Here is a 12,603-nt window from a genome sequence, read left to right as displayed (position 1 = left end):
TGCGCGCGACGTCCGGGTGACGGGTTCACGCTCTGCTGAACGGGTGAGTTTCACCAGGTCAGGGCCTGGAGGTTCATTTTTTGTCAGACCCCCGTGGCAGCATGTCGAACAGGTGTTCGTGTGCGTGCTAAGAGGAGGTCAGTTCCCGATGCAGATCGAACCCAACCGCTGGCCAGGCCGCGTGGTGCCGTCCACCGACGCCGACGTGGACGTCGCCGTCGAGTCCCTGTGCGTGCGCGCCTCCTGGCCGGACGCCGACCGCCGCTGGGTCCGGCGCCTGCTCGAGCCGTGGTTCAAGGCGGGCTGGAGCGTCGACGCCCTGCTCGTCGCCGTCGACACCTTGCCCGACGGCACCCGCCAGGGCCGCCCCCGCTCACGGGCGCAGGTGGCCCACGAGTTCCTGCGCGCCCGCCTGCGCACCTGGACGGCTGACGGGGCAGGCCTCGCCAGCCCACCGCTCAAGGGCGTCACCCTGGGCGAGTGGTACCGCGTGAACCGCCGCAACGCGGCCCTGCACGCCCCCAGGCGCGGCAGGGGCCTCACGCAGGAGGGCCAGCGGGCCCGCGCCGAGACGCGCGCCCTCGCCCACCGCCGCGACCCGGTGGCGCGCAGCCGCGAGAAGGGCCGCCGCCGCCAGGAGGTGCTCGACAGCCTGCTCGTGCCGGGGCAGGAGGTGCCGTCGTTCGCCGACTCGTGGAAGCTGGTCGCCGAGCTCGTGCCGGTGCCTCGGGTGTGCACGGCTTGCGGGCACGTGCGGAACGAGGTGTCGCGGCCGGCGCACCGCGTGGCGTGACGGCGGTGCCCGCTGACCGAGTGGGCCGCTGACCGAGCGGGCCGGCGGCCGAGTGGGCTGGCGGCCGAGTGGTTGGCCTGCCAGGTCGCGTGGCGGCTGCAGGCGGGCTGAATGGGGTGCCGTGTCGCCTGACCAGTGGCCCAGTGGGACGGCTGGCCGAGTGGGCCGGCTGAGCAAGACGGCGCGCCGTGCCGCACGACAGCGGAGCGACGCGAACTGGCAAGGACGAGGTCCCTTGCAGGGCGCATCGCGCCCCCACGTGAGCAGCGGCGGCCGCCCGACCGAAGTGGAGTGTTCGCGGCACCCCAAAGGGCGATCTGGCTGCGACTTCGGTGAGCGGTGGTTGAGAACGGCCCACGTCGGGAACACGGAACGAGTTTCTTGTTTCCGATGTAAGGGGCCGACATGCTGGAAGTGACGCCGATGGCTGCCGAGGTCATCAACGAGCTGACGTCACAGTCAGAGGGCACCACCGACGACATCGGCCTGCGTTTCGCCCTGGCCACCGAGGAGGACAGCCAGGCCGCGCTGGAGCTGTCGCTCAGCGAGGTCGTCGACGGCGACGAGGTGGTGGCCGCCCCCGCGGGCGCCAAGGTCATCATGGAACCGGCGGCCGCCCAGTACCTGGACGACAAGGTCCTCGACGTGCGCCAGGACGACGAGGGCAACCCGGCCTTCGCGATCGCGCGCCAGGACCAGCCGAGCTGATCCGCGCCATTCTTCTGGCAGCCGGTGACGGCTGACGCGAAACGGGCCGGACCCCCTCCGCGAGAGAGGGGTCCGGCCCGTTTCGTGCAACCCCCGTGATCAGGGAATGGTCAGCACCTGACCGGGGTGGATCAGGTCCGGGTTCGAGATCCCGTTGGCGGAGGCGATCTCGCCGTAGCGGTTGCCGTCGCCGTAGAAGCGCTCGGCGATCGCCCACAGCGACTCGCCGCTCTCGACGGTGTGGGTGCGCGCGGCCGGAGCGGCCGGTGCCTCCTCGACCGGAGCCGGCGCCGGTTCCGGTGCGGCCGCCGCCTCGGGGGTCGGCTGCGGGGAGTCGGTGTTGGTGTTGGTGGCCCACTTGGCGCTGCCGTCGCCGGCGAAGACGACCAGGTTCCTGTCGTCCTGCAGGACGAGGCGCGAGCCCTCGTTGCCCTGGGTGCCGGTGGACCAGACGGCGTTCTCCTCGCTCGTGTAGAGCACGAAGTTGCCGTCGGGCTGCAGCGCGGCGCGCACGGCGCCCTTGCCGTCGGTGCCGCTGGCCCACACCGTGCCGGAGTCCTCCGAGAGCACCAGGTTCCCGTCGGACTGCAGCGTCAGCATGTAGCCGTTGGCGCTGGTCAGCTGCTGACCGCGGGTGAGTTCCTGGCCGGCTTGCAAGGTGTCCACTCAAAGCTCCACTTCGAACGATGACGACCGCCCGGATCGGCGGCGCCCGAAGCGGAACTTAGTCACCGCACGCGCGCTTCGCAGATCAGCCGGCGCACGTGCACCCGAGGGAGTGAAAAGCGCCCCCTGCCCGGAGGCAGGAGGCGCTTCCCGAGAAGAACGAGATCAGCCTTCGATGCGGCGGATCACGGAGATCGGGCCGATCGAGTCGATGTCGGCGATCTTCACCGGCACACCCTCGGTCGAGGCGTGCACGGCGCGAATGCCGTCCACCGCCATCGCCACGTGGGACTGGCTCGAGTAGTAGACGATGATGTCGCCCGCCTTGACCTCACCGCGACCGACCGAGCGGCCGGCGGCCGCCTGGGCGTAGCTGGTGCGGCCGATCGACACGTTCGCCGAGCGGTACGCGGCCTGGATCAGCGAGGAGCAGTCCCAGGAGTTCGGACCGTTCGAGCCGTACACGTACGGCTTGCCGCGCTGCGCGAGCGCGAACGAGAGCGCCTGGCCCGCGGCACCCGCCGGGACCGAGATGTTCGACATGTCACCGGACGCGGCCAGCTGGTTCTTCACCGTGTTGCTGAGCGACCGGTACTGGTTCTGCGCCTCGGTGAGCTGCTTGTCGAGATCGGCCTTCTTCTGGTCCATCTCGGCCAGCAGCTTCTTCGACGCCTCGGTGGCGTCGTTGGCCGACTTCGTCGCCGCGTCGGCCGAGTTCACGGCGTCGGTCAGCTTCCCGAGCGCCTCGGCGTTGTCGGCCGCGAGGATGTTGATGGCCGACATGCGGTTGAGGAAGTCCTGCTGCGAGTCGCTCACCAGCAGCGCGGAGATCTGGCTGAAGTTCGCGCCGGAGTTGGTGGCCTCGGTGAGGAGGTCGACCTGCCCGCGGAGCTCTTCCTCTGCCTTCTGCGCGTTGGCCAGGTCGCCCTTGGCCTTGTCCAGCTCACCCTGCTTGGCCTTCAGGTCGTCCTGGGCCTTGAGGTGGTCCTGGTTGAGCTTGGACGCCTGCTCGGACAGCTCGTTGTACTTCTTGAGAGCGTCCGCGGCGTTCGGTTGTGCGTTGGCGGCCGGGGCCGTGGGCAGTGCTGCCGCGACGACAGCTGCCGCCACGATCGCTCCACGCACGGTGCGGCGTGAGGGTTGCGACACCACGTCGCGGGTCCTCCTTTTTCCTGGCAGTCGCTGCGCGAGAACTACTCCGCGTGAGGCGACAACCTTGGCATGTGCCCCGAGTGGGTTAACTGCTGGGCCGAAGGTCTCGGACAGGTTACGGAATGACCTTGTCCTCGTCCAGCACCGAATGCCAGCGGTTCACCTGCAGGCACGCTCTCACAGTCGCTCACGTCGGTTTATCGCAGGGTAGGAGAGACGCGTCACCCCACGACCCGGCGGATCACCGAAATGGGCCCGATCGAGTCGATGTTCGCGATCTTCACCGGCACGCCCTCGGTGGACGCGTGCACCGCGCGGGTGCCGTCCACGGCCATGGCCACGTGCGACTGACCTGAGTAGTAGATGATGAGGTCGCCCGGCGCGATCTCACCGCGGCCGACGCCGCGGCCGACCTTCGCCTGGTCGTAGGTGACGCGCGGGATCGACACCCCGGCGGCGCGGTAGGCGGCCTGCATGAGCGACGAGCAGTCCCAGGAGTTCGGGCCGTTCGAGCCGAAGACGTACGGCTTGCCCTGCTCGCCCAGCGCGAAGGTCAGCGCCACGCCGGCCGCGCCGGCGGGCGCGTTCACGGTGATCTTGGGCGTGGGAGCCGCCAGCGTCTGCTTCTGCGGAGCGGACAGCGACTGGTACTTCGAACGCGCGGTCGTCACCTGCTGGTCCATGGCGACCTTGCGGGTGGAGACGTCCGCGGCGAACTTCTCCGCGGCGGACGCGGCGGTGGCGGCGTCGGACCGGGCCTTCGTCGCCGCGCTCAGCGTGGCGTCCAGCCGGGCGACCGCCTCGTTCTGGTCGGAGGCGATGATGTTCATCGCCTGCATCCGCTCCAGGAAGTCCTGCTGGGACGTCGAGGTCAGCAACGCCGAGATGTTGTTGAACCGGGCGCCCTCGAAGGTCGCCTCGGTCAGCACGTCGACCTGACCCCGGAACTGCTCCGACTCGGCCAGCGCCTTCTTCTCCGCCTCGGTGGCGGCGACCACGATCTCGTTCGCCTTCGACAGGTCGCCCTGCGCCTTGAGGTGGTCCTGGCTGAGCTTCTCGGCCTCCCGCGTCAGGTCCGTGTAGACCTTGAGCGCGTCGTCGGCGGGCTGTGCATGCGCCGAGGGCATCGACACCACGGTCGCGGCGAGCACGGCGGCGAAAGCGGTGGTCCTTGCAGCACGTCGGCCGGGCACGCGGCCTCCTCAGGAGTCGGAAACGCTTCTGAGGAGGCGTACGGCCTAACAGCCGATCGGGTTCACTTCCCGGAGTGGTCGATCACGTTGCCGTTGGAGCAGTTGTTCACGTGGTCGCTCACGTAGTCGCCGAGAACGGGCACGACAGCGACCTCCTGGAGGCACACGTCGGCCGCCGAGAAGGCCCAGTTGTTCGCCGCGTTCACGCCGCCGCCGAAGTTCGAGTCGTTGTCGGCCGCGGCGGGGGAGGCCGCGGCGAGGGCGGCGCCGGCGGCGGCGAGAACGGTGGTCGCGATGCGTGAAGACTTGAACACGCTGTGCAACCTAGTGACCGCTGCGGGCCGAATTGGACGTTCTCACCCCATCGGGTGCGGGCATCACCGGAAGGTGTGAGGCCTCGATCAGGCGGCCCGGTGCGCTTCGAGCGAGGCCCGGCACGCGGCGATCAGGCGGGTGGTGGCGGCGCTGCCGCCGCGCCCGCAGCGGGGGCAGCGCATCGCGACGTCACGGGCGACCTCGTCGACCACGACGCCGAGCGCCGAGTCGCAGCCGCGGCACCAGCGGTGCCGTGTGACCGGGTTGACGTGCACGGGCGACGAGACGCACTGGTGGATCCACCTCCCGTGCACGTGGCAGGTCAGGCGGTCGTCGGGCGCCAGGACGCCGTCGTCCTCCGCGTGGTCCTCCTCGACGAGTGTGGCGATGAGCGTGGCGATCATGGCGACCCTCCGATCCGGAACCTGCTTCTGAAGGGACGTCGAACGGGCGGGTCCGAAATCGACACAGGCGCCGAATTACGGGTTCGCGGAGTCTCTTGATAGGTTAGGCAAGCCTAAATCAGGAGGTGGACAGGTGCGCAGGACAGTCGCCGCGGTTCTGCTGCTCGGCCTTGTGGCCGGGTGCGGTGGAAACGCTCCCACGGAGCAGGGAAGTGGCCAGTGGTCCTTCAAGGACGATCGCGGTAAGGAGGTCACCGCGGAGAAGAGGCCGGAGCGCGTCGTCGCGCAGGTGTCCGCCGCGGGTGCCCTCAAGGACTACGGCATCAACGTCGTCGGCACGTTCGGCCCGCTCAAGCGCGCGGACGGCACGACCGACCCCGAGGCCGGCAGCATCGACCCGAGCAAGGTCACCGACGTCACCGGTCCCGGTTACGGCGAGATCGACTTCGAGAAGTTCGCCGCGCTGAACGCCGACCTGGTCGTCGCCGGCTACTACCCCGAGGTCTCCGGGCTCTGGCACCTCACCGCCGAGTTCGAGGAGAAGGTCTCCAAGATCGCCCCGACCGTCGGCATCGGCCAGTCGAAGATCCAGCTGCCGGACGGCATCAAGCGCTTCAAGGACCTCGCCCAGTCGCTGGGCGCCGACGTCGGCGCCGCGAAGGTGAAGTCCGACGAGGAGGCGTTCACCAAGGCCGCCGACAGGCTCAAGGCCATCGGCAAGAAGATGACGGACGCGAACCAGAAGATCCAGGTGATCGGCGCGGACCCGAAGCTCTTCTACGTGGCCGTCCCCGCCCGCAACCCCGACCTCGACTGGTACGTCGAGGAGCTCGGCCTGCCGCTGCTCACGCCGGACAAGCCCGATACCGAGGGCGGCGGTTACTTCCAGTCGCTGTCGTGGGAGAACTCCGGCACGTACAAGGAGCACGTGATCATGTGGGACACGCGCCAGCACGTGCTCAGCCCGGAGAAGATGAAGGAGGGCCACCCGGTCTTCCAGGGGCTGCCCGCCGTGCAGGCCGGCCGGTTCGTGGAGTGGAACGCGGTCGCCCCGCTGAGCTACTCCTCATACGCCGGGATCATGACCAAGCTGGCCGACCAGCTGGACCAGGTGCTGGCGAAGTAGCCCGGTCCTGACGCTGCCCCAGAAAGCGGCCCGTTGCGCGTGCTCAGCACCGCACGGGCCGTTTTCTGTTGTGGGAAGCCATGTCCGGCGTCCCGCAGACCGACCTGGAAGCCGCTGTCGGTGCGGGTCGCTAGGCTCGGGGTCATGGAGCCCTACGCGCACGGCGTGCTCGACGTCGGCGACGGCAACCAGGTCTACTGGGAGACCGTCGGCAACCCCGCCGGCAAGCCCGCCGTGTTCCTGCACGGAGGTCCCGGCGCCCCGGCCGGGGGCGCGCGGAAGTCGCTCGACGCCGAGAAGTTCCGCATCGTGATCTTCCACCAGCGCGGCTGCGGCCTGAGCACCCCGCACGCGAGCGACCCGGCCGCGGACATGGGCGTCAACACGACCGAGCACCTGATCGCCGACATGGAGAAGCTCCGCGAGCACCTCGGCATCGAGAAGTGGTTGCTGTACGGCGGTTCCTGGGGCACCACGCTCGCGGTCGCCTACGCGCAACGGCACCCAGGGCGCGTCTCGGAGATGATCCTCATCGCCGTCACGCTGTCGTCGCAGCGCGAGGTGGACTGGCTCTACAAGGGCGTTTCCCGGTTCTTCCCGGAAGCCTGGGCCCGGTTCAGCGCCCACGCGGGCGGCGCGCCGGACGTCGTGCGGGCGTACGCGGACCTGATGGAGAGCCCGGACCCGGCCGTGCGGGAACAGGCCGCGCTCGAATGGTGCCGCTGGGAGGACGCGGTGCTGTCGCTGGAGAACTTCGGCAAACCCGACGTCTTCGCCGGCAGGGCCTCCGCCGACGTGATCGCGCTCGTGCGGATCATCGCGCACTACTACGCGAACCACGGCTTCGTGGACGACCTGCTGGGCGGTGCGGGCGAGCTCGCCGGCATCCCGGCCACGCTGATCCACGGCCGCCGTGACATGAGCTGCCCGGCGGACACGGCCCACGCGCTCGCACAGGCGTGGCCGGACGCCGAGCTGACCCTCGTGGACGACAGTGGCCACAAGGGCAGCCCCGCCTTCGCGGAGGCGATCGGGACCGCGGTCAGGAGGTTCTCCCCGTGACACAACGGAAACCAGCGGGAATGGGCTTCGAGTCGTGGATCGACAAGCAGATCCGCGAGGCCCAGGAACGAGGTGAGTTCGACAATCTGCCGAGCGCCGGAAAACCGTTGCCCGGCGCGGGCGGGCCGCACGACGAGGACTGGTGGATCAGGAGGAAGGTCAGGGAGGAAGAGGGCACGACAGGGTTGCCCCCTTCCCTGGTCCTGCGCAAGCAGGCCGAGACCGCCAGGGCACGTGCCCTGGCGGCCAGGACCGACGACGAGGCGCGCGCGATCATCGGTGAGATGAACGCGGAGATCCTCGACGCACTGCGGAAACCGTTGTCCGGACCGCCTTTGAACCTCATGCCGTTCGACGTCGAGGAGCTGCTGCGTGAGAGGAAGGGGATCCCACGCGGTCAGTGATCAGCTCGCGTTGATGTCGATGCAGGAGTAGAACGCGTTGGCGGTGTCGCCGATGTTCCACACGGCCAGGACCTTGTGCTTGCCGGCGGAGCCCACGTTGACGCTGTGCTGCACCGTGGCCGGCGGCTGCTGGTTGTTGCCGCTGAACGTCGCGACCTTGCGGCCGTCCACGTAGTAGACGTAGTCCGCCGTGCGGTGCCGCGCGGTGAACACCCAGTTGAACGTCACCGTGCGGCTGGTGCCGGTGACCCGCCAGCCCTTGCTGTCGTTGCTCAGCACGGAGAAGTGCGACAGGTTGGCGTGACAGCTCTGCAGGCCCTTCGGGCCCTCGACCGACTGCGGCTCCCACTGGATCGCGCCGCAGTCCTTCACCGTGCCGTTGGCGCACTGCGCCTGGCGGCTGGGAGGTGAGGAGATGTACCCGTGTGCGAACGCCGTGCCGGTCGGGAGAGCCACGACGATCACCGGTGCAGCGAGAACGCCGGCCATGGCGGCCGCAACCCTGCGTCCAATCTTCATGTGAGTTCCTTTGCCTTGATGTGTGCGTACTCCCGTTACATCGCGGCGGCGATTGAAGGTCTAGACCATACCGCGCGTAATCGGCGCACCACAAGACGTGTCCGACAGATCGGTCAGGTGAATGATCGGCGTTGAGCTTTGCCCGGCAACGGAGTCCGGGTGTTCCTTGATCGCTTTCGCGGCTGTGTCAGGGGTTCTGAGCGGCATCGATCCGTGCGCGGCGTCCGGTTCTGGATCAGGACGGCGGTCGCTCTGCGTGACGTGGACCGGGAGGGGAACCGGTTCCTCCGCGCGGTCGTCCGCCCGGCGGCGATCGCGTGCTTCTGTCCGGACGGCGAGCACGCGTGAAGCCAGGATGAACACCCCCAAGGCTCATCCTGGCTCCACGCGTTCATGACGGCGTGCGGCCGGGGCATGGCCGCTACGGCGCGTCGTGCTCGCCGGGCCCCCGCCGGCCGGTCAGCTCCTGAGCTTCGTCGTGGTCCAGTACGCGGTCCCCGACTGGCAGGCCCGCAGTCCGACAGCTTGTCCGTGGCCGCCCTGGTTGTGCAGGCACAGACCGGTCGACACGTTGGTGAAGCGCTTCTTCGTCGCGGACGACGTCCTCCAGTCGGTCGCGTTGACCGTGCAGGAGGTGGTGAACACCGACGACTTCCCACCGGCGAGGCACAGGCCGGTCTTCTTGTTCCTGAACTTGCCGGGGGTGTAGTTGTCCCACTTCTGGTGGTCGTTCCTGTCCTGGCAGCTGTGGGTGTACACGTCGCCGCCGGCGTTGGAGTCCAGGCATCGGGCGAAGTTGTCCGCGAACCTGATCCAGTACAACGACTCGGCCTGCGGTGCCGCGGTGGCGACCACCGGTGCCGCGGTGAGCACCAACGCCGCGACCACCACCGACTTGGCGAGTCGGAGAAGCGTCACTTCGAACGGCGACAACGGAGTCCTCCAGAGCAGTAGATCCGCTTCGGCCGTTCCGGCGCCCGCGATGAACACATCGGCACCGGGAAATGATTCGTGCGAAATCCCCCGAGTGCGGCCAGGGCAACAATGCCGACGTGTGCCGCAACCGGGCAACACGCCACCGTCCCGACATGGTCTGACACGTGCTGACCAGGCGATATCTCCGCGCGTGGGACGGCTGCCATACTGGCCCGCGACACCGAAGGCTTGGGGAGGGCGGTAGGTGTGCCGGAAGGCAGGGGAGAGCTCGCGGCCCATCTGGCGGCGCTCAAGCAGCGCAGCGGGCTGAGCTATGCGGAACTGGGAAGAAAGTCGCACATCAGCAGTTCGACACTGCACAGGTATTGCTCGGGGGCGACTGTTCCGCCGGATTACCAGACCGTGGTCGGAATCGCCGCGGCGTGTTCGGCGGGCGACGAGGAACTGGTCGAACTGCTGGCGCAATGGAGGGCGGCGACCGGTCAGGTCGTTGTTCCGGAAATCGTGCAACAGGCGCCGGAATCCCGCAGGCGTCCCCGTTCGCGCGCCTTTTCCGCGGTGGCCGCGGGGCTCGTCCTGGTGCTCGTCCTCGCGTCGCTGGCGGCCAGCGGGGCGGACGTCGGCACCGCGCCCGCGCAGCAGCGGGTCGCCGGGCCGTCGTGGCAGCGCGAACGGCCGCTGGCGCCGTCGCTGTTCGGCGTGACGGCGTCCTCGTCGAGCGGGGTGATGCCGTCGTTCCAGGTCGGCGGTCTGAGGTTCTGGGACAGCGGCACGCGGTGGGCGAGGCTGCAGCCGCAGCCCGGCGCCTACGAGTGGACCGTCCTCGACCGGCTCGTCGCCGGTGCGGAGAAAGCGGGCCTGCCGAAGACGCTGGTGTTCGGCGGCACGCCGGCGTGGGCCGCCCCGAACGGGCCGAAAGCGCCGTACGGCGACGGTTCCCGCAGCGCGCCGCCCGACGACCTGGCCGTGTGGGCGCGGTTCGTCAGCGCCGTCGCGAACCGCTACAAGGGTCGCATCGACGCGTACGAGGTGTGGGTCCACGCCAACGACGAGCGCTACTTCTCCGGTTCCACGGAGACCCTGGTCGAGATGACGAAGCTGGCCGGGCGCGCCGTGAAGGACGCCGACCCGCGGGCGGACGTGGTGTGCCCGTCGATGGCCAGGTCGTGGACCGACGAGGGCCGCGCCGTGCTGCGCCGGTTCGCCGAGTTGCGCGGTTACGACCACTGCGACGTCGCGGGCCTCAACCTGCACCAGCGGCAGGCGGCCGACCCGCCGGAGACCATGGTCGGCCTGCTGCGGCAGATCGACGGCGTGCTGCACGACGCCGGCGTCCACCCGCGCCTGTGGAACACCGGTGTCACCTACGAGTACGTGCGCGAAGAGCAGCTGGACGAGCAACGCGCGGTCGACTACGCCACGCGCTTCTACCTGGTGGCGATCTACGGCTCGGAGTTCGGCCTCGAACGCACCTACTTCTACAACTGGGGCAGCGATCGCCTGCCCCTCGCGCTGCAGGCCGTCGGCAGTCCGCCCACCCGTGCCGCGCTCGCGGTGGAGGAGCTCCAACGGTGGCTCATCCGAGCCACGACGAGGTCGTGCGGTCAGGGGCTCGCCATCGGCCTGCCCGCCAACGTCTGGCAGTGTCAGTTCACCGCGGACGACGGGCGGCTGCTCACGATCCGCTGGACGCACGAAGGCACCGCGACGACGTCGTTCCCGCCGAACGCCGAGGAGGTGCGCGGCCTCGACGGCACCGGCCGTCCGGTCCGCGTGGGCGACGCGCTCGAGGTCTCCGGAACGCCGGTGCTCGTCGTGGCGCAGCCGAAGGGCTAGCGGCGTGCCGGCGGGCTCACACCGCCGGCGTGACCTCGTTCGCGGGCTCTTCTTCCTCGGCCTTCTCGGCCGCCTTCGCGAGCCGCCGCTTCACGATGAAGATCCCGGCGACACCGAACACCACGGCGATCGCCAGTCCCGCGTAGGAGAAGCCCTTCAACCACTTCTCGGCCACCACGCCGAGGTAGTACACGGCCGCGGTCGTGCCGCCCGCCCAGACGATGCCGCCCAAAGCGTTCGCCACCAGGAACTTGCCGTAACTCATGTGCATCGACCCGGCGAGCGGTCCGGCGAGAATGCGCAGCAGTGCCACGAACCGGCCGAAGAACACGGCCCACGCACCGCGTTTCTGGAACACGCGGCGGGCGTGGTCCAGCTGTGTTTCGCCGAAGTGCTTGGGGAATTTCCGGCCCATCCACGCGAACAGCCGCGGTCCGCCGCGCCGTCCGATCAGGTAACCGAAGTTGTCGCCGATGATGGCGCCCGCGGTCGCCCACACGCCGATCCACAACGGGCTGAGCTCGTCGTGCTGCGATGCCAGCAACGACGCCGTGACCAGCACGATCTCGCCCGGCAGGGGGATTCCGAGGGATTCGAAGCCGATCACCAGGCCGACGATCGCGTACACGAGCAGGGGTGGGATGGCTTCGAGCCACTGTTCGACCGGCACATCGCAACTCTAGCCTCAGCGTCGTGAACGAGCTCGCACTCGCGGTCGTCGCGGGAATGGTGGCCACGGTCAACCCGTGCGGATTCGCGATGCTGCCCGCCTATTTGGCGCTCGTGGCGCGGGACAGTCCCGCGAGGGCCTTTATGTCCGGTTTGGTGATGACAGCCGGATTCGTCACTTTCTTCGGCGCATTCGGAATTCTGGTCAGTCCCGTCGCCGCCGCGCTCAAGCGTTATCTGCCGTTCGTGACCGTCGTGATCGGGCTCGTGATGGTCGTCGTCGGCGTGCTCCTGGTGCTCGGCAAGGACCTGTACGTCCGGCTGCCGAAGCTCCGGGCGGCACCGAAGAGCCTGTGGTCCATGTACGGCTACGGCATCGCGTTCGCCATCGCCTCTCTCTCGTGCGCGGTCGGACCGTTCCTCGCTGTCGTGGGTGCGTCACTGCAGACGGGCGCGATGGCGTTCCTCGCCTACGCGCTCGGCATGGGACTCGTCGTCACCGTGCTGGCCGTTGCGGGTTCCTTGCTCGCACCGCGCGTCCGCACACTCCTGCCGCATGTCGGTCGCATCGGCGGTGTCGTCCTCGTGGCCGTGGGCGCGTACGTGACGTACTACGGGGTCTACGAGCTGCGGTTGTTCCTCACCGGCGGCAGCGCGATCGATCCGGTCGTCCGAGCAGCCGGGCGGTTCCAGAACACGCTCGTGCAGATCGTGGCGGCGCTCGGGCCGTGGCCCTTCCTCGGAGTGCTCGCGGTCGCCGGCGCCTGGTGGCTGAACCGGAGGAGGCGCAAGGCCGTACGCCCTGACGGGAGGTGAGGGC

The 12,603-nt window shown here is 69.1% G+C and carries 16 protein-coding genes; 7 read left to right on the top strand and 9 right to left on the bottom strand.

Translation table 11 applies throughout. The features are described 5' to 3' along the window. Positions 1–148: 148 nt before the first annotated feature. Together IE307_RS04095 and IE307_RS04090 are read left to right on the top strand one after the other, a co-directional pair. Positions 149–793 carry a hypothetical protein gene (locus tag IE307_RS04095; RefSeq protein ID WP_191296054.1) on the top strand — a complete coding sequence of 215 codons (645 nt, stop codon included), beginning with the start codon at positions 149–151 and terminating at the stop codon, positions 791–793. 405 nt (positions 794–1,198) lie between these two features. Further along, positions 1,199–1,501, top strand: a complete 303-nt coding sequence (locus IE307_RS04090; RefSeq protein ID WP_191296053.1) for an iron-sulfur cluster biosynthesis protein — start codon at positions 1,199–1,201, stop codon at positions 1,499–1,501. A gap of 99 nt (positions 1,502–1,600) precedes the next feature. Here IE307_RS04090 and IE307_RS04085 read toward each other — a convergent pair whose 3' ends face one another. The 5 genes from IE307_RS04085 to IE307_RS04065 form a co-directional block, all read right to left on the bottom strand. Continuing rightward, the gene (locus IE307_RS04085; RefSeq protein WP_229904360.1) at positions 1,601–2,167 is read right to left on the bottom strand and encodes a LysM peptidoglycan-binding domain-containing protein; all 567 of its coding nucleotides are present in this window, start codon (positions 2,165–2,167) and stop codon (positions 1,601–1,603) included. A gap of 165 nt (positions 2,168–2,332) precedes the next feature. Further along, entirely contained in the window at positions 2,333–3,277 is a 945-nt protein-coding gene (locus tag IE307_RS04080; RefSeq protein WP_229904359.1) for a C40 family peptidase, read from the bottom strand. 263 nt (positions 3,278–3,540) lie between these two features. Beyond that, complete coding sequence (locus IE307_RS04075; protein ID WP_229904358.1) at positions 3,541–4,512, bottom strand: C40 family peptidase; 972 nt, start codon at positions 4,510–4,512, stop codon at positions 3,541–3,543. Positions 4,513–4,574: 62 nt separating this feature from the next. Next, positions 4,575–4,826, bottom strand: coding sequence for a hypothetical protein (locus IE307_RS04070; RefSeq protein ID WP_229904357.1), 252 nt, complete (start codon positions 4,824–4,826; stop codon positions 4,575–4,577). 87 nt (positions 4,827–4,913) lie between these two features. Beyond that, positions 4,914–5,231 (bottom strand): hypothetical protein, encoded by a 318-nt coding sequence (locus IE307_RS04065; RefSeq protein WP_191296051.1) that lies wholly within the window; start codon positions 5,229–5,231, stop codon positions 4,914–4,916. Positions 5,232–5,364: 133 nt separating this feature from the next. Between IE307_RS04065 and IE307_RS04060 the strand changes: the two genes are divergently transcribed. The 3 genes from IE307_RS04060 to IE307_RS04050 all read left to right on the top strand — a co-directional run bounded on the left by IE307_RS04060 (position 5,365) and on the right by IE307_RS04050 (position 7,823). Then, positions 5,365–6,357: an ABC transporter substrate-binding protein gene (locus tag IE307_RS04060; RefSeq protein ID WP_191296050.1), complete on the top strand. Its 993-nt coding sequence runs from the start codon at positions 5,365–5,367 to the stop codon at positions 6,355–6,357. A 144-nt stretch (positions 6,358–6,501) separates the two neighbouring features. Further along, complete coding sequence (pip, locus tag IE307_RS04055) at positions 6,502–7,419, top strand: prolyl aminopeptidase (RefSeq protein ID WP_191296049.1); 918 nt, start codon at positions 6,502–6,504, stop codon at positions 7,417–7,419. Further along, the gene (locus IE307_RS04050; protein ID WP_191296048.1) at positions 7,416–7,823 is read left to right on the top strand and encodes a DnaJ family domain-containing protein; all 408 of its coding nucleotides are present in this window, start codon (positions 7,416–7,418) and stop codon (positions 7,821–7,823) included. Before pip ends, IE307_RS04050 begins: the two co-directional genes overlap by 4 nt. On the opposite strand, the gene IE307_RS04045 is transcribed toward IE307_RS04050, so the two are convergent. The 3 genes from IE307_RS04045 to IE307_RS04035 form a co-directional block, all read right to left on the bottom strand. Beyond that, entirely contained in the window at positions 7,824–8,342 is a 519-nt protein-coding gene (locus IE307_RS04045; RefSeq protein ID WP_191296047.1) for a lytic polysaccharide monooxygenase auxiliary activity family 9 protein, read from the bottom strand. Positions 8,343–8,402: 60 nt separating this feature from the next. After that, a complete protein-coding gene (locus IE307_RS04040; protein WP_191296046.1) occupies positions 8,403–8,711 on the bottom strand; it encodes a hypothetical protein in 309 nt (102 codons plus the stop codon). Between the two features lie 90 nt (positions 8,712–8,801). Next, positions 8,802–9,260 (bottom strand): RICIN domain-containing protein, encoded by a 459-nt coding sequence (locus tag IE307_RS04035; protein WP_191296045.1) that lies wholly within the window; start codon positions 9,258–9,260, stop codon positions 8,802–8,804. Positions 9,261–9,524: 264 nt separating this feature from the next. On the opposite strand from IE307_RS04035, the gene IE307_RS04030 reads away from it, so the two are divergent. Continuing rightward, a complete protein-coding gene (locus IE307_RS04030; protein ID WP_191296044.1) occupies positions 9,525–11,114 on the top strand; it encodes a helix-turn-helix domain-containing protein in 1,590 nt (529 codons plus the stop codon). Between the two features lie 16 nt (positions 11,115–11,130). On the opposite strand, the gene IE307_RS04025 is transcribed toward IE307_RS04030, so the two are convergent. Beyond that, on the bottom strand, positions 11,131–11,784 hold the full coding sequence (locus IE307_RS04025; RefSeq protein WP_191296043.1) for a DedA family protein: 654 nt from the start codon (positions 11,782–11,784) through the stop codon (positions 11,131–11,133). Between the two features lie 23 nt (positions 11,785–11,807). On the opposite strand from IE307_RS04025, the gene IE307_RS04020 reads away from it, so the two are divergent. Next, the gene (locus tag IE307_RS04020) at positions 11,808–12,599 is read left to right on the top strand and encodes a cytochrome c biogenesis CcdA family protein (protein ID WP_229904355.1); all 792 of its coding nucleotides are present in this window, start codon (positions 11,808–11,810) and stop codon (positions 12,597–12,599) included. Positions 12,600–12,603: the final 4 nt, after the last annotated feature.

Origin of the sequence: Lentzea cavernae (assembly GCF_014653695.1) — a bacterium.
In the GTDB taxonomy this organism is placed as follows: Bacteria; Actinomycetota; Actinomycetes; order Mycobacteriales; family Pseudonocardiaceae; genus Lentzea; species Lentzea cavernae.
This window is presented reverse-complemented; position numbering and strand designations above follow the sequence as displayed.

Excerpts from the sequence above, each read along its gene's own strand:
- IE307_RS04095 (WP_191296054.1), top strand. The coding sequence starts at position 149 with ATGCAGATCGAACCCAACCGCTGGCCAGGCCGCGTGGTGCCGTCCACC.
- IE307_RS04090 (WP_191296053.1), top strand. The coding sequence starts at position 1,199 with ATGCTGGAAGTGACGCCGATGGCTGCCGAGGTCATCAACGAGCTGACG.
- IE307_RS04065 (WP_191296051.1), bottom strand. The coding sequence starts at position 5,231 with ATGATCGCCACGCTCATCGCCACACTCGTCGAGGAGGACCACGCGGAG.
- pip (WP_191296049.1), top strand. The coding sequence starts at position 6,502 with ATGGAGCCCTACGCGCACGGCGTGCTCGACGTCGGCGACGGCAACCAG.
- IE307_RS04045 (WP_191296047.1), bottom strand. The coding sequence starts at position 8,342 with ATGAAGATTGGACGCAGGGTTGCGGCCGCCATGGCCGGCGTTCTCGCT.